Source organism: Flavobacterium sp. FPG59 (assembly GCF_002150205.1).
Taxonomy (GTDB): Bacteria; Bacteroidota; Bacteroidia; order Flavobacteriales; family Flavobacteriaceae; genus Flavobacterium.
This window is the reverse complement of sequence record NZ_MTCA01000057.1, coordinates 1-17,120: the sequence shown is the minus strand read 5'-3', so window position 1 is coordinate 17,120 and position 17,120 is coordinate 1. Positions and strand designations below refer to the sequence as shown.

At 32.5% G+C, this 17,120-nt stretch carries 14 protein-coding genes; 3 read left to right on the top strand and 11 right to left on the bottom strand.

Translation table 11 applies throughout. From position 1 onward, the window contains the following. Nucleotides 1–113: 113 nt before the first annotated feature. Entirely contained in the window at nt 114–968 is an 855-nt protein-coding gene (locus tag FPG59_RS07455; RefSeq protein ID WP_086453997.1) for a Two component regulator three Y domain protein, read from the bottom strand. Nucleotides 969–1,218: 250 nt separating this feature from the next. Further along, nucleotides 1,219–1,497, bottom strand: coding sequence for a 4a-hydroxytetrahydrobiopterin dehydratase (locus FPG59_RS07450; protein WP_086453996.1), 279 nt, complete (start codon nt 1,495–1,497; stop codon nt 1,219–1,221). A 234-nt stretch (nt 1,498–1,731) separates the two neighbouring features. On the opposite strand from FPG59_RS07450, the gene FPG59_RS07445 reads away from it, so the two are divergent. Continuing rightward, the gene (locus FPG59_RS07445) at nt 1,732–2,877 is read left to right on the top strand and encodes an 8-amino-7-oxononanoate synthase (protein WP_086453995.1); all 1,146 of its coding nucleotides are present in this window, start codon (nt 1,732–1,734) and stop codon (nt 2,875–2,877) included. Here FPG59_RS07445 and FPG59_RS07440 read toward each other — a convergent pair. Continuing rightward, a complete protein-coding gene (locus FPG59_RS07440) occupies nt 2,874–3,764 on the bottom strand; it encodes a diacylglycerol kinase family protein (protein ID WP_086453994.1) in 891 nt (296 codons plus the stop codon). The two genes, FPG59_RS07445 and FPG59_RS07440, sit on opposite strands and share 4 nt — an antisense overlap. Before the next feature lie 60 nt (nt 3,765–3,824). On the opposite strand from FPG59_RS07440, the gene FPG59_RS07435 reads away from it, so the two are divergent. Next, entirely contained in the window at nt 3,825–4,793 is a 969-nt protein-coding gene (locus FPG59_RS07435) for an App1 family protein (protein WP_086453993.1), read from the top strand. Nucleotides 4,794–4,827: 34 nt separating this feature from the next. Here the strand turns inward: FPG59_RS07435 and abc-f are convergent, their stop codons facing one another. Then, nucleotides 4,828–6,735, bottom strand: a complete 1,908-nt coding sequence (gene abc-f / locus FPG59_RS07430) for a ribosomal protection-like ABC-F family protein (RefSeq protein WP_086453992.1) — start codon at nt 6,733–6,735, stop codon at nt 4,828–4,830. 85 nt (nt 6,736–6,820) lie between these two features. On the opposite strand from abc-f, the gene FPG59_RS07425 reads away from it, so the two are divergent. Next, the gene (locus FPG59_RS07425; RefSeq protein ID WP_086453998.1) at nt 6,821–7,210 is read left to right on the top strand and encodes a DUF983 domain-containing protein; all 390 of its coding nucleotides are present in this window, start codon (nt 6,821–6,823) and stop codon (nt 7,208–7,210) included. Here the strand turns inward: FPG59_RS07425 and FPG59_RS07420 are convergent. The 7 genes from FPG59_RS07420 to topA form a co-directional block, all read right to left on the bottom strand. Then, nucleotides 7,207–8,259: an FAD-binding oxidoreductase gene (locus FPG59_RS07420; protein WP_086453991.1), complete on the bottom strand. Its 1,053-nt coding sequence runs from the start codon at nt 8,257–8,259 to the stop codon at nt 7,207–7,209. The genes FPG59_RS07425 and FPG59_RS07420 overlap by 4 nt on opposite strands. A gap of 88 nt (nt 8,260–8,347) precedes the next feature. Further along, on the bottom strand, nt 8,348–9,238 hold the full coding sequence (gene gldN, locus FPG59_RS07415) for a gliding motility protein GldN (RefSeq protein ID WP_086453990.1): 891 nt from the start codon (nt 9,236–9,238) through the stop codon (nt 8,348–8,350). A gap of 47 nt (nt 9,239–9,285) precedes the next feature. Then, on the bottom strand, nt 9,286–10,827 hold the full coding sequence (gene gldM / locus FPG59_RS07410; RefSeq protein WP_086453989.1) for a gliding motility protein GldM: 1,542 nt from the start codon (nt 10,825–10,827) through the stop codon (nt 9,286–9,288). 45 nt (nt 10,828–10,872) lie between these two features. After that, nucleotides 10,873–11,520 (bottom strand): gliding motility protein GldL, encoded by a 648-nt coding sequence (gldL, locus tag FPG59_RS07405; RefSeq protein ID WP_086453988.1) that lies wholly within the window; start codon nt 11,518–11,520, stop codon nt 10,873–10,875. A gap of 43 nt (nt 11,521–11,563) precedes the next feature. Next, nucleotides 11,564–12,970: a gliding motility lipoprotein GldK gene (gene gldK, locus FPG59_RS07400; RefSeq protein WP_086453987.1), complete on the bottom strand. Its 1,407-nt coding sequence runs from the start codon at nt 12,968–12,970 to the stop codon at nt 11,564–11,566. Between the two features lie 127 nt (nt 12,971–13,097). Further along, complete coding sequence (locus tag FPG59_RS07395; protein WP_086453986.1) at nt 13,098–14,249, bottom strand: formimidoylglutamase; 1,152 nt, start codon at nt 14,247–14,249, stop codon at nt 13,098–13,100. Nucleotides 14,250–14,316: 67 nt separating this feature from the next. Beyond that, complete coding sequence (gene topA / locus FPG59_RS07390; protein ID WP_086453985.1) at nt 14,317–16,863, bottom strand: type I DNA topoisomerase; 2,547 nt, start codon at nt 16,861–16,863, stop codon at nt 14,317–14,319. Between the last annotated feature and the right edge of the window lie 257 nt (nt 16,864–17,120).

Sequence of the window (17,120 nt, the reverse complement as noted above, 5' to 3'; positions counted from 1 at the left end):
ACTGTTAGCGCGTATCTCAAAAACTACTCCACAAAAAAAAACCTGTAATTACTTACAGATTTAATTCAACTACGTTTATTAAATTTAAAACCAACTAAATTATTTATTAAACTTTAATCTTCTGATACGATTGCAGAATTCCTATCGGAAACTACCGTTAAAGCCACAGCCAAACCTTTTTCATTCAACATTGTCATATTCATAACATCTAACACTGCTAAATCTTTGGACACAAATCCATTAAATTTATTATAAGACAAATTCATTTCCTTTAACCTGCTTAACTTTTTTAATTCCATAGGAACTTGACCATTCATATTGTTATCAAACAAACTTAAGTTTTCTAAAAAAATCATATTTTCAATATCTTTACTCAAGCTTCCTATTAATTTATTACTGTTTAACATTAATGTTTTTAATCCTTTAAGTTCATAAAGTGAGCTAGGAATCTCCCCTGTAATTTCATTATTAAAAAGGGACAAGTTTTCTAATTGTGTTAATAATCCCAACTGACTTGGTAGAGTACCAGATAAATTATTCATATACAAATCAAGTGTATTCAATTTATCTAATTGACATAATGAAGTAGGAATTGGCCCAAATAACTGATTGAACGAAAGGTCCAAAATTCTTAATAACTTTAACTTCCCTAAAGATTGAGGTATGTTCCCTGAAAGTTGATTTTTGTGTAAATTTAAAACCTGCAAATTCACTAAATTAGAAATTTCACTAGGAATCTTGCCTGTTAAATTATTATCTGATAGATCTAACGCAATAACTTTATTACCCTCAATTTTAACACCGTACCATGATGTTTCTGAAGTTTTTAAATCCCACTTTACTTTCCATTGTGGACCACCTGTAACTTGGTACAATTTTATCAAAGCCTCTTTTTCTTTTGGAGAGATTGCTGCAGTAATTACATTACTGCTCAAAAGAATCAATAAAAACAGTATAGCTCTTTTCATACCTTGATTGTTACGTTACATATTAACATAAAATTAGTTTTTTTATAGTTATACAGCAAATAAAATCGACGAACTACATCTTTTTAGATTTTTATTGGACTAAAGTCCTACATTTTTATGAATTCAATTAAAACACTATGATCTAATACTGTTAATATAAAATATTTAAATATTAAAAATTTGTTTACAATTACTAATGAACATTAAAACTCTACTATTCAAAAACACAAATTCATTGTCTGCTAGCAAATTAAGGTATTTCATTTATAGCTGTTGCAAGCTGGATGTCTTTAAGTGTTACTCCACCAGCATCATGTGTACTGAGTTTAAGATGCACTTTATTATAGGAATTTGACCAATCAGGATGGTGATCAAAAGAGGTAGCAATAATACCTACTTGAACTATAAAACCCATTGCTTGAGTAAAATTCTTAAAAACATATTTTTTCTCTAATGCATTCTCAATAAAGTTCCAATCTTGCAATGCAACCAATTCCTTTTGAATAGTTGTTTCAGTATATGTTTTCATAAATATTAAATTGATTTATAATCCCTAAATGTGTATTGCTAAAGATACAACAATTACACCCCATTGACTAATAATATCAACTATTGTTTAAGCATCCCTTTGTATACTATTCAAATAAACTTCTGGTTTCCTGTATTAAATTTTACTTTATATATACATCAATTTTTAGAACAATACTTTAATGTAAATCATTGAACATAAATAACTAATTTTGTATAAATATTTACATTCAATTTGGATTCATCATATTCGTTCAAAATTTTCGATAATACCGCTTTATTACCCTTAAATTGGGATAATCTTGCTTCTACGACTGTTTTTTTATCCAAAAAATACCTTCAAGTACTTGAAAATGCTTGCCCTACAAATATGCAATGCCATTTCATTGGTATCTTCAACCAAGATGACTTAATTGGGATTGCTATTTCTCAATTTATTGATTTAAATGCACTTGATAGCTTTGGGGAACGTGATAACAGCATCAAGAATAGGATACGGAATTTTGTTTTTAAAAAAATAGCTTCGCATGTATTGATTGTTGGCAACAATATGCTCACAGGCCAAAATTCATTTGCGTTAAGCTCAAATGCCAATCCTACAAAAGCAATTCAAACGTTACATGAATCGGTTCAAGAATTAAAAAATAAATTTGCACAAAAAGGTATAAAAATACACATTACATCTTTTAAGGATTATAATTCCAAAGAATTCGAACTGTTTAGAATCCCCGCTTTTAGAAAAGATTTCAAGTTTTCTACTCAACCCAATATGATTTTTACAATTGATACTAATTGGCACCAAGAAACTGATTATATCAATTCATTATCGAAAAAATACAGAGATCAATATAAAAGAGGTCGTAAAAGGGCTACTGGAATTGAAAAAAGAAAATTACCTCTAGAGGAAATCCTAGCCCTTGAAGACACTATCTACGAATTGTATCTGTATGTGGCAAAAAATGCTCCTTTTAACACTTTTTTTCTACCCAAAAATCATTTTAGTGTTTTTAAAGAGCAGTTTAAGGATAAATTTCTTTTTTATGGATATTTCTTGAACGGAAAACTCATTGGTTTCAACACATTAATAAAAAACGGATCTATTATGGATACCTATTTTTTGGGCTATGATGAAACCATTCAACGAGAAAAGATGCTTTATTTGAATATGCTTTATGATATGATAGCTTATTCTATAAATAAAAAATTTAAATCAATTGTATTTGCCAGAACGGCATTAGAAATAAAAAGTTCAGTAGGTGCTAAACCGGAGGAAGTATTTGGTTTAATGCGCCATGAATCTTATTTTTTTAATCTTTTATTACCAAAAGTATTCAAATACTTAGAACCCGAAACCATTTGGCAAGAGCGTAATCCTTTTTAAATAGCTGGGATATCTGAATAAGGAATAGCCACTTTCATTTGTCCTTTAAGTATTTCAATATTTAATTTGGTTTCTTTACCACAATACTCACCATCTATTTGAAAATCTGCAGGTACATTGAGTGAAATTTGAGCTTTATTTGTTGATATAATAGCAACATCCTCATCATTAAAAGGCATATTTCCCGTTATTATTTTACCCAACAAGAGTAAATCCATATTTTTCAACACTACCAATTCAAATTTCCCATCGTTCATTACTCCATGAGGATTTATAGTAACACCAGTACCATATTTTTGAGAATTAGCTATAACCACCATTCTAGCTTCGCTCACAATAGTTGGAAAATCTCCAGTAATAGTGGCTATAAAAGGATCATCAAGCTCCATTAATGTAGACACGGTTTGCAAAGCATAACCCCACATTCCTCTTACACTACTGCTTTCATAATTTTTTACCAATGCTGCATTAAGACCAATATCACTTAAATGAATACTTTTTTTTCCGTTGATTGAAATCATATCAATAGCTAAGTAATCATTCAAAAATGCAATTGATAGATTCTCCTCTACAATTGTAGGTAAATTGAGATCAACAGCCAAACCATTGGCAGAGCCTGCTGGTAATATTCCTAATATCACATCCTCTTTTTCCATGGCTTCGGCAACCATTTTGATGGTACCATCACCTCCTGCAACGATTATGCGTGCAGGCTTATAGTTAGTATATAGGTCTTTTATATTTTGAATATCGTTTTCACCTGTAGTTGTATAAACTATGATATTCAAATTTTCTTTTGCGGCAAATTGAGATACAGATTCTATCAAGGCTGATTTATCAATATCTCCAGAAATAGGATTTACAACAAATAAGATATTCTTTTTCAAATTTCTTTTCTTTTTTCGATTAAAACCTCTACTTTAACTTTTTTCAAAATTACAAAATTTATGAAGCCTATTTTAAAATTATACCGTGGTTATGCAAATGAACAAGAATTAATTGTTATGGGTCACGTATTTAAACCTACTACGTTAGAAGAGTATAATTTTCAAAAGAAAAACCTCAAAAATGCTACATCGGTAATCAAAATGTTTCAAATGAAAACACAAGCCAATGCCGATGTCTACTTAGAACTAAATGGTTCTAAAATTCATACTAAAACCCTTGATGATGGCTATTTTAAGTTTTGTATTCCTCTAGATCCCAGCAGCAATTATGGATGGATTGACTATGAAGTAAGCATGACTTATGAAAAAGAAACCATCATAAAAAAAGAAAGCTACATCAGGCCACACAAAGGAAATTTAGGGATCATATCAGATATTGATGACACTTTTCTGGTTTCCTATACCTTCAATCCTTTATTGAAGTTGTATGTCCTTCTGTTTAAAAACATAAACAAACGTAAAATCTACGATGATGTAGTTACTCATTACCAAGCGTTGAGCACTGCGGGTAGAAATAACGAGTCCGAATTCAATGCTTTTTTTTATGTTTCTAGTAGTGAATGGAATTTATACCGTTTTATTATCAATTTTACGGCAATTCACAAACTTCCAAAAGCGGTGTTACTATTAAAAGACATTAAAAGTAGTTTAACCGATTTTTTTATGACGGGCAGAGGTGGCCATAATCATAAATTCGAAAAAATTAAACACATTCTTGAATTTTATCCCAATCTTGAATATGTACTACTTGGTGATGACTCGCAGCACGATCCCTACTTATACGAATCCATTTGTAAAATATTTCCAGTAACGGTAAAAGCGGTTTATATCAGGCAAACTGGAAGTTCAAAAAAAGAAAAAGTTGCTTCAGTTTTAAACAACTTAACTTCACTTAACGTTGCTGTGTGCTATTTTAAGGAAAGTAGCGAGGCGATTTCTCATTCTAAATCAATTGGTATTATCAACTAGAAAAAAAGAGCTCCAAAAGGAGCTCTAAGTAACATTATAAATTATCAATTTCTTCTTGAATTATTTCCCAGTCTAACAATAGCTGGTCCAGTTCTGTTTTCTTTTTATTGTAAGCCGTAAAAAACTTAGCATCTTCAATATGCTTATCATAATTAGAAGTCAGCATCTTATCATCCTGCTGAATGTCGCGTTCTAATTGTTTAATTTGACTCTCTATTTTACTCAATTTATTTTGAAGTGCTTTACCCTTTTTTTGATCTTCATAAGAGGTTTTATTGCTCTCCTTTGGTGCAGCAGCCTTTTCAATATCTTTTTTCTCTACTTCGCGCATGTTTTCCAAATTGCGCTGTTCTAAGAAATAATTGATATCTCCTAAATACTCCTTAATTTTTTGATCTTTAAATTCATACACAATATTAGACATTCCTTGTAAAAAATCACGATCGTGAGAAACCAATAATAATGTTCCTCCAAATTTTTGCAAGGCAGCTTTCAAAACATTTTTAGACTTAATATCTAAGTGATTCGTAGGCTCATCCATCAACAGTACATTGATAGGCTGTAACAATAATTTACACAACGCAAGACGGTTTCTTTCACCTCCTGAAAGTACCTTTACTTTTTTCTCAACATCGTCTCCTCTAAACAAAAACGAACCCAACATATCCCTAACCTTCATACGGTTAGTATCTGCAGCGGCATCTTCCATAGTTTGAAGCAATGTAATTTCACCATCTAAGTATTCAGCTTGATTTTGAGCAAAATAACCTAGTTGCACATTGTGTCCTAATTTAATAGTCCCTTGATACTCAAATTCGTTTACGATTGCTTTAATGAATGTAGATTTACCTTGACCATTTTGACCTACAAATGCTATTTTACTACCACGTTCTACTAATAAACTAATGTCTTTTAAAATAGTAGTGCCACCATAACTTTTGGTTACATCTTCGGCCTCAATAACAACTCTGCCCGGTTCTTTAGAAACTGGAAAAGAAATATTCATTACCGAGTTATCATCTTCATCAACCTCAATACGTTCAACTTTATCTAATTTTTTTATTAAAGACTGAGCCATAGATGCCTTAGAAGCCTTGGCACGAAATTTTTCGATCAATTTTTCGGTCTCTTCAATTTTTTTGGCCTGGTTTTTTTGAGTAGCCAATTGTTTTTCTCGAATTTCATGACGAAGTTCAAGATATTGTGAATACGGTTTATTGAAATCATAAGCCTTCCCTAGAGAAATCTCAATAGTTCTATTCGTAACATTATCAAGAAACATTTTATCGTGCGAAACAATTACAACAACACCTGGATAATTTCTTAAAAAACTTTCTAACCAGATGATACTCTCAATATCTAAGTGATTCGTTGGCTCATCCAGTAACAATACATCATTCGCCTGAAGTAATAATTTTGCTAGTTCAATTCGCATTCTCCAACCTCCAGAAAAAGTTTCAGTTTGATTGTCAAAAACTTCTCTTTTAAAACCCAATCCCAACAAGATTTTTTCGGTGTCCCCCACGTAATTATATCCTCCTAAAAGCTCAAATCGATGCGTGTAATCAGATAAGTCTTCAATAATTTGGCTGTAAGCATCACTTTCATAATCTGTTCTAGTAACCAACAGATGGTTTATTTCTTCAAGCTTTTTTTCAACAATTTTAATTTCAGTAAAAGCTTCATACGCTTCTTCAAGAACTGTTCTTCCTTGCTCAAAATCAATATCTTGACGCAAAAAACCCATTCTAATGTCTTTCTCTTGTGAAATCACACCTGAATCTGGTGCAAAATCTCTTGCCAACATTTTAAGCATGGTAGACTTCCCCGCTCCATTTTTTCCAACAAGGCCTACTCTGTCCCCAGCACCTAGACGAAAAGTAACTTCTTCAAACAAATAAGTACCACCAAAAGAAACAGATAAATTGTGTATATTAAGCATGTATTATGATTTATTTCCTTAATGAATGTGTAAATTTGTAACAACAAACACTGCTTTTCAAAAAGAAAAAATTAATTTTTTGCAAATGTTAAAAAAAGGATCCAAATTATATAGCATTTTAACAGGAACTTGTCCTAAATGCCAGAATGAGAGCATGTATTTGGAAAAAAATCCATTTCAATTGACAAAAATTCTAAAAATGAAAGAAAATTGTAGTCATTGTGGATTACGCTACCAAATAGAACCTTCTTTTTTTTACGGAGCCATGTATGTTAGTTACGGACTTAATGTTGCTTTAGGTATAGCAGCATTTATTGTCTCTTTTATTTTTTTTAAAACAAACTTAAAAATAGCTTTCGCTGCCATTATAGCTACCCTCATTGTAACTTTTCCATTTGTCCTTAGATGGTCCAGAAATATATACATCAACATGTTTATTTCTTACGATCCAAATGCAACTATAAAAAAGAATTAAGAATAGTATTTAGCTTCATATCTCTTAATATCAATTACGGGTTCTAATATTTTTTGGTGTTCAATATGGTTATATAATTCTTGAGCCATAGCAGGCCCCAGCATTACTCCACGTGTTCCAAGACCATTTAAAACATGAAAACGCTTGTATTCTGGATGTGTGCCTATAAGTGGCCTCCTATCCTTAACCGTTGGCCTAACTCCTGCAAAATGCGCCTCTATTGTAAAATCACAGGCTAAAATTTCTTTAATTCGATCAATCAGTTCAATTTTACCAGCTTCTGTGGGAAGATCATCTTTCTCTCGCCAATTGTAAGTAGCTCCCACTTTGAATAAATCATTTCCTAATGGTAAAATAAAAACACTAGTATTAATAATTACGTCTAGATCTAGATTACTTGCTTTTATAATAAATAATTCACCCTTAGTTCCATCCAACGGTAAATAATTAAAATAAGGATTGGCATATAGCCCAAAACCTTCCGCAAAAACAATATGTCTTGCTTTTAAACCATTATAAGAAACCCCATCTTGATCTTGAATTAATTCATTGTAATCAAAACTTTCAGGGATAAATACGTCTAGTTTTTTTAAATAAAAACAGAAAGATTCTAAAAAAGAAGCAGTGTCTACAAAACCCGTTTGTAAAACTTCTCCATAACCAAAAGGAGCATCTATTCCATTTACATTTTTATAAATCAAATTTGTGCAAAGAAAAGGCTCTAAACCTTTTTTATCTGCCGCTAGAAACCAATTATTTTGTTCTTCAACAGAATAAAATTTCCTTAAAATAGGAGTCTTAAAATCAAATTGTTTATTTAGTTTTTTTTCTAAAATGGTATAAAATTCATTCATCACATCCAATTGTTGTTGCGCATTCCAGACTTCACTGAATCGCTTTAAAATAACAGGATTGTATAAACCTCCTGCAATTTTAGATGAGTTTTGAGAATTATTGTCAAAAACCATAATAGATTTATGATTGCGCAAGGCATATTCAGCAAATGACAAACCAGCTAAACCAGAACCAACTATAATATAATCTAACATTTAAATAAAATAAATTTTAAAAAAAAGAGCTTCAAACAAAAAACTCTTACCTTGTGGTAAGAGTTTTTTTTATACTTTTTGAAAACTACTAGTAGTTCCACATATCTGATTCAAAGTTTCGAATTTTATCTTTCACTCTTTCAGATTCTAATAATTGATTTTGAGCATTGTCTTTCATGTACTCATCAATTCTTCTGTCACCATAAACATTTTCCTCTTTATAAATTGTGGCATTGAAACGTCTTGAGTTTAAAATTTGATCAAATGAAATTGGCAATGCAGAGTTTTTATCATTAAAAGCTTTAGCATCATGCAATACCTCTCTAGCCGCTGGGAAAAAGATCCAAAATAATTCAATATAATCTTTCTCTTCACTGTTCATAGTATACACATCTGGAGTAACAGGACAAATACCTAACAAACGATATTTCAATTCACTTTGACGTTTGTCAAAATACCAATACCCTTTAATTTTATATTGTGTTACATCTTGAGCAGAAAGATTTTCTGTTAATATATACTCTTCAGAAACTTTACTTCCAGCATTAATTTGCTCTCTACCTGCATCCGTTGTATCAATTCTTGTTAATGAAGCTTGGATATCTTTAAGCGATTTTTTTGTATTAAAATAACTATCCGTATACACTTCAGTTATTTTACCACTTTTAATTGCTTTAGACAATACATCATACAAAGATCTTCTATCATTACCGATATTGGCAGTATCAATAGGGAAATACAAAGAAAAATTAATCTTTTCACTAAGATCTATAATTTCCCACGTTGTTTTACCCATCAACACATCTCTATCATGAACATAACCATAAGCAAGGGGCTTATCATTATCCGAGTCAAGTTGCGCAGCTGTTTTTAATCCAATTTGATCTGGAGTTTTCGCATTCAATAAATTGGATTGTGCACTTGACACAAAACAACCCGATAAAGCGACGATTGCGATAAATAAATTTTTGATATTCATAGTGGTATTCTTATTGATATTGAAAAGGATTTATAAAATACAATTTATTATTGTATTTCAAAAATAACCGGAGCAGTTCTTGGTAATAAATAACTACCAGCACCATCAAGTTTTGTTTTTATTTCGGAAATGGTAACTTGATCACCTCTACCTGCCTTAGAAAGTACAGCTTTACACTGAGCATTCAATTTGTTTCCTTGTACAACTACTGTTGGCTGGCCTGTAACCTTAAGGTTAAAACCAATAACACTTAATCCCACTTCAAAATCAAAGTCAACAAGTTTAGCTCCTACAGTAGAAATTTCTAAGTTAGATTTAGGCCCTTTAACAACACCCATTTCTCCTCTAATTGTTCCTGTTGGACCAGGGATACCTTTAATTCTAAATACTTTTTTATCAGAAGCTACTTTACCGTCAGCCATTTTTCCAGAAACATTGATAATAACTTCATTACCTGCACCAGGTGACATCACGTATTTACCATTGCCTACTTTTGACAATCCAGGTGCCGATGCATTTACTTGATTATCTGGAATACCTGCAAATGAAATTGTTATAGGGTTTTGAACTCCTCTATAAACCACATTCATCTTATCAGCAGAAATAGTAGCCGAATTAGGTCTAGGAACTACAACATACTTACCAGCAAATTTCAAGGGAATGTTTTTACCATCTTCAAGGAAAGTAAATTGTCCATTTATTGATTGCTCCCCTACATTTCCAGCAGTCATAGCAATTACAGCTTGACCATTAACAATTTTACCTGGTCCTGAAAATGAAGTTGGTTTTGTGTTTTCATCATAACGTCCTAAAACTACTTTTCCAGTAACTTGCTCACCTTGAAAATATGCGCTTTTATCTAGCACAACAATTGCTTGATAATTACTGTATGAAGCAGCAGCAACGGCCGCTTTTCCTAACAACGTATTATAAACATCAGTCTCCATTTTCTTAACATCATTTTGCCAAGCAGATAATTTAGCTAATGATGCAACAGCTGGAAAACCTTTGAAATTGTAATCTAAATAAGGAATAGAAATTCCGTCTTTATTTTTAACAGGTTGTAAAGAGAATTTAGATTCAACTTCAGAAACAATTGCAGAAAGTTTTTTATTATCTCCTAAAGCAGCTTTCATGTCTGCTTTGTACTGCTCCACAGTTTTAACAACTTCGTTCCCTTTTGCAGAATATCCTGCAGGACTAAACCATGATTGATCTAAGTTATCTCCCTTATCCATTGACTCATAAGGTAATTTACCCGTTTCTGGATCAACTTCAGTTCCTTTTAAAACATCAGTTTTTATGTTAGCGATGTAATCGTAAAATTTCTTTGTAATCGCTTCTACTTTATGAGCGGTTCCAGATGCAGCAGCAAATTCACCACCGGCTTCAGCTGCCTTAGCATCTAAACTCATCAACATTTGTGCATTTGATTGTTCAGCAGCACTATTAGAACCTTCAAATTTTTCATTCATAATTCCAAAAGCAGATAATACTTCTTTGGACATATTTAATGCTAACATTGCGATGAAAACCAAGTACATCAGGTTTATCATCTTCTGTCTAGGGGTTAGTTTTCCTCCTGCCATATTTTCTAATAATTAGTTTAAATTAATATAATAGTTCGAAACTAATTATCCTTTATTGTTCATAGCAGAAAGCATTCCTCCGTAAACTGAATTCAAAGAAGATAAGTTTGAAGTTAAAGATTGCATTTGCTCTTTAAGTTTCATATTGTTTTGCGCTACTTCCTCATTGATTTGAGCATTTCTAGAAGCACTTTCCAATTGTACTTTATATAAACTATTTAAAGATTCCATTTGAGATGCAGCAAGAGTTAACTCTTCACTGTATTTTTTTGTAGAAGCAATTGAATCTACTGTAGGAGCAATTCCTTTTGCAGCTGATTCAAAATTCTTGATACTACTTCCTAAACTTGCCATTAATTCACCATCAATTTTAGCATCTTTAAGCATAGCATCTAACTTTTGCGACAATAAACCTTGCGTATCAGCTATAGGCTCTACTTTTTTAGCAGCTGGCTTAGCTTGTCCGTTAGCTAATTCAGGGTAAACTAAAGTCCAGTCCAACTCATCATCAACAGGTTCAAAAGCAGATAATGCAAAAATCAAAGCCTCAACAACAAGACCAATAGTAAGCATCAAATTACCTGTTAAAAAACCATATTCAATGTGAGTAATTTTAAATAATGCTCCAAGGATTACAACTGCAGCCCCCATACCGTAAGCGAAATTCATTGCTTTTTTTCCTAATAATGCCATAATAATAAATTTTAAATTTTAATAGATTGGGTTTTTGTTTAATTTATTTCTTTTTCTTAGCGTTTCCTGTAGTTTGAAGACCCATGTAATCTTGCACAGTTCTGAAGCCAATATAACTTCTTGCAGAATCAGCATATTCATAATCTCTTGTACTAACTTGTAAGAAGTAAGCAACATCTTTCCATGATCCGCCTCTTAATACTTTACGTTTGTTAGAAGCATCTAACACATTAGGATTCATTGAAGAAACGTATTCATAAGCATTTGAATCATAGGCAGAGTCAGTCCACTCTGACACATTTCCAGCCATGTTGTATAAATTATAACCATTAGGCTCATAAGATTTAGCCTCAACTGTATACAAAGCCTCATCCGCAGCATAATCTCCTCTATTAGGCTTAAAATTAGCTAAAAAACAACCTCTATCATTTTTAGTGTAAGGACCACCCCATGGATAGGTTGCTGATTCTAAACCACCTCTTGCAGAATATTCCCATTCTGCCTCTGTAGGCAATCTAAATTGATTAATTAAATCTTGACCTTTAGTTTTAGATTTAATATAACTATTTTTATTTAATGTTCTCCAAGCACAAAATGCTTTTGCTTGAGTCCACTTAACCCCTACTACTGGATAATCCCCGTATGCTTTGTGCCAAAAATAATCGTTGTGCATTGGCTCATTATAAGAATAAGCGAAATCTTTAATCCAAACAGTAGTATCAGGATATACGTTTACCTCTTCCGTTTTGATAAAATCTTTTCTACGACCTACTTTAGCTTTTGCAGCTGCTTGTATGTCCATCCAAGAATAACGAAATTTTAATTTATTTACGTCAATTGTTCTCAAACCATTATATGATTCTTCGCTTGGAAGATACATCGAATCCATTACCTCAGTATACGCTGCATCAGGATATTCTTTCGGTCCTTTAGCAAGCTTTACTTTTCTATTTAATTTTCTACCAGCATATTGATCATCTTCAGTACCAATACTATAATAGTTGTCATACATATATTTGTCATATGCAGTCATCTTTGTAGTATCTGAATCGCTAAAAGCATAATCAGCTATACTTCCTGATTTACTTCCTTTACCAGATCCAGTTGTAGCAGGTTGACCACTTAAATCAGCCATTATTGCTAATTTAACTCTTATGGTTGAATCTTTAACCCATTCTACAAACTGACGGTATTCACTATTTGTAATTTCAGTTTCATCCATATAAAATGAACGTACCGTTACTGTTTTTGTAGGAGCATCCTCAACATTTGCTAAATCTGCGTCTGATTTACCCATAATAAATGAGCCTCCAGGGACTAAAGTCATTCCGTATGGTTTCTCAGGGTGCCACTTTCCACCATTAACACCAACTAATTCCCCTTTATCACTTGATTTAGCACAGCTAATCAATAGGGTTAAAATCGTCGTAAAAGCTATGAACTTATTCATATAATTTCGGTTATCTATTCATTAAATTTGAGGGTGTAAACCTATTTATTATTTTTAACAAAAACAATTTTTTTATACTAAACAAATCGTTTTTTATAAAAAAATCATATATCTATGTTAAATATCTCTAAACAAGGTTTTTTCTTTGTGCTTTCCACCACCTTTCTGGCAACTCATTATTGCATGCAAGGAGATATTCATCGTAAGAACATGGTAATAACGTATTTCTTTTTAATTTATTATTAACATTTGAAATAAATGGTATTTCAATCCACCATCTTTCTGTTTTATCACTTTTATAAAATATCAATTCTTCTTCATCCAGCGGCACAATGTACTTTAAATAAGACTCTTTACTGCCAAAAGGGTATTCATTTGATCTGTATTGAACTCCTTCAATAAAATACCAAATTATTTGTGCAACAAGTATAGATTCTTGACGTGTTCCATTAAAATTAAAAACTCCAAAAGAACTTACCTTATCGCTAATACCTGCATAACGAGCCAAAGAACATATTTCTTTACCATTAAAACCATTTGGCTGAAACGAAATAAAATTCCCAGAATCCGAAGATTTAACAGCATTTAAATCTACACTTACAAGGTCAGCATCCCTAAAAACAGGTTCTGTTATCAAAATATTATTTGAAACCTCACCAAGGCGATAGGCATCAAAAAATAATTTTTCAATTAAATCAATTTCTTCCTGAGAGTTAAAATACGTTTGATAGCCTAAATTACAAAAATTAAATAAATTATTTGGCTCATCGACAATAATTTTTGTTAAATAAGATGTAGATGATAGTTCTTCTTCATCTTTTCCAAAATCAAATTTACTATCAATTGAAACTATATTAACCATTTGCTCCAACACGTCATAAGCTCTATACAGGCCATACGTGATATCTTGAGAACCTCCCAAGACAATAGGAATAACTCCTGATTTCAAGAGTTCTGATGCGATTTTTTTAACCGCAAAATGAGTGTCGGACACTGTATTTCCAGCTAGTATGTTTCCTAAATCAGCAATTGACGTTTCCCAGTTGCCAGGAAACAAGCTATATAGTTCCTTTCTTAAAGAAATTAAACATACATTCTTAGTTTCAACAGATTGTCCTCTATTATCTAAAACTCCTATAATTGCTAATTTGATTTTGTTTACATCTGGAAATTGATCCTGTGTATGCATCACAACCTTACTACCAAGTTGTTGTGAAGTCAATCCAAAACAAAATTCTAGAACCTCATCATCAACGGGGTTTAAAAAATCAAATTCCATTTATTCTTTTTTCATCTTCACTACATTGTTTACTTAAAATTGTGTAGCGAACAAATTAAATTATTAATTATTTCTTTTTAACGGCCGGTTTTTTTACGGCGGCTTTCTTTGCAGTTGCCTTTGTTGCAGTTGCCTTTGTTGCAGGTGCTTTTTTAGCAGCTACTTTTTTAGCAGGTGTTTTTTTGGCAATCATTTCTTGAACTTCTTCAAGTGTTAGTTTTGACGCATCAACATCTTTACTTAATTCAATTTTAATTTTGCCTTTTGTAACAACCGAGCGTCCCCAACGTGCTTTTTCTACAAGAATTCCTTCCTCTTCCCAATTGTGTAATACTTTATCAATATTTTTTTGAAGCTTATCTTCAATCAAGGCCTCAATATCTGATTGAGATAAATTATCAAAATTGTATTTTTTGCTCACATTGATAAACAATCCGCTCCATTTGATAAAAGCCCCAAATCGACCAACACCTTTTTGAACACCTTCACCTTTATAAACAGCAATAGGCGCATCTGCCAAAGCTTTTTCATCAATTAATTCTTGAGCTCTTTTATAATCAACATCTAATGGGTTCTCTCCTTTTGGCAAAGATACAAATGCAGCCCCATGACGAATATAAGGACCATAACGACCGTTACTCACCTCAACTTCTTCTCCTTTATACTCTCCTAAATTCTTTGGTAATAAAAATAAATTTAAAGTTTCTTCAAGAGTAATATTACCAATGTTTTGATCGTTCATCAAACTGGCGAACTTTTTATCTTCATCATCAGGAGCTCCTATTTGAGCCATCGGTCCAAATTTCCCCAAACGAACAGAAACTGGTTTTCCTGTTTTAGGGTCAGTCCCTAGAATTCTTTCGCCACTTTCTCGCTCAGCATTCGCTTCTACATCTTTCACCGTTGGATGAAATTGATCGTAAAACTCCTGCATCATTTTGGTCCAAACAATATTTCCTTCGGCAATTTCATCAAAGTCCTGCTCTACTTTTGCCGTAAAATTATAATCTAGAATATTTCCGAAATTCTTGACAAGGAAGTCCGTTACAATAGTTCCGATATCAGTTGGTACTAATTTCCCTTTATCTGATCCAGTGTTTTCTTTAAGTGCTTTCTCATCTACCTTACCAGATTGCAAAATCAACTGCGTATAATTACGCTCTTGACCGTCTAAATTTCCTTTTTCAACGTAATTCCTGTTAATAATGGTAGAAATTGTAGGCGCATAAGTAGATGGACGACCTATCCCTAGTTCTTCTAGTTTTTTTACTAAAGAAGCTTCGGTAAAACGAGCTGGAGCTCTAGAATACCTCTCGGTTGCTGTAATGTAATTGTTTTGTAATTTTTCGTTGACTTTCATTGCAGGCAACATTCCTTCTTGTTCTTCTTCATCGTCATCATGACCTTCCAAGTACACTTTCAAGAAACCTTCAAAAAGCAATACTTCTCCAGATGCAGTGAATATTTCACCGTGATTGTTTGCTTCAATTTTTACATTGGTACGTTCTAATTGCGCATCACTCATTTGCGAGGCCAATGTCCTTTTCCAAATCAAATCATACAAACGTGCTTGATCACGGTCAATGTCTACTGTATGACGTGACATATCCGTTGGACGAATTGCCTCGTGCGCCTCTTGTGCTCCTTTGCTTTTATTAGTAAACGTTCTTGGTTTCGAAAACTCTTTTCCGTAGGATTTGATGATTTCAGCTTGAGCAGCTTCCATTGCATCTTTGGATAAATTAACGCTATCCGTTCTCATGTAGGTAATCAATCCCGCTTCATACAAACGCTGTGCAAGTTGCATGGTTATACCCACTGGCAAATACAGTTTACGTGCTGCTTCTTGTTGTAAAGTAGAAGTAGTAAAAGGACCTGTTGGAGATTTTTTGGTAGGTTTTGTTTCTAAATCTGATACCTTATATGTAGAACCAATATTTTTGTTTAAAAAATCTTGAGCTTCTTGCTTTGTATTAAAATTTTTAGGCAATTTAGCCTTGAATATTTTTCCAGACTCATTTGTAAACTCGGCTACAACCGAGTAGGTGGCAACGGCTTTGAAATTTTGAATTTCTCGTTCGCGTTCTACAATTAAACGCACAGATACTGACTGGACACGACCTGCAGATAAACCACCCTTAATTTTTCTCCACAAAACAGGAGATAATTCATAACCAACTAAACGATCTAAAACACGTCTTGCTTGTTGTGCATTAACTAAATTGTAGTCTATCTCTCTAGGATTATCAATAGCTTTAAGAATAGCTGTTTTAGTAATTTCGTGAAAAACAATTCTTTTGGTTTTGTTTTTATCTAAATTAAGCTCTTCGGCAAGGTGCCAAGAAATAGCCTCACCCTCGCGATCCTCATCACTTGCTAACCAAACCATATCGGCTTTCTTAGCTAACCCTTTCAGCTTGGTGACCAAAGCTTTTTTATCAGCAGAAACCTCATACTTAGGCTTGAAATTATGATCTACATCTACTCCTATTTCCTTTGAAGGTAGATCAGCAATGTGCCCGTAACTGGACTCCACTTGATAATCTGTACCTAGGAATTTTTCGATTGTTTTTGCCTTTGCTGGGGACTCTACTATAACTAAATTCTTTGCCATTCGTCTATTTTTCTGGGACAAAAGTATCTATTTTTTTTAAATATTAAGCTTTTGAAATAACATTTGAATGAATTGACCCTTATTGATAACAACTTTTAAGCTGTTACTGAACTTGTTTTTAACATCATATTACAAACATTTGTATCCGCATTTATTAGTGTAAAATTTGACTTGTAAAATATACTTTCAAATCATTTCTTCACTCTTTAGATTATCCACAAAAACTGCACAAATTTAGAAATCAGTCAGTATTGGTT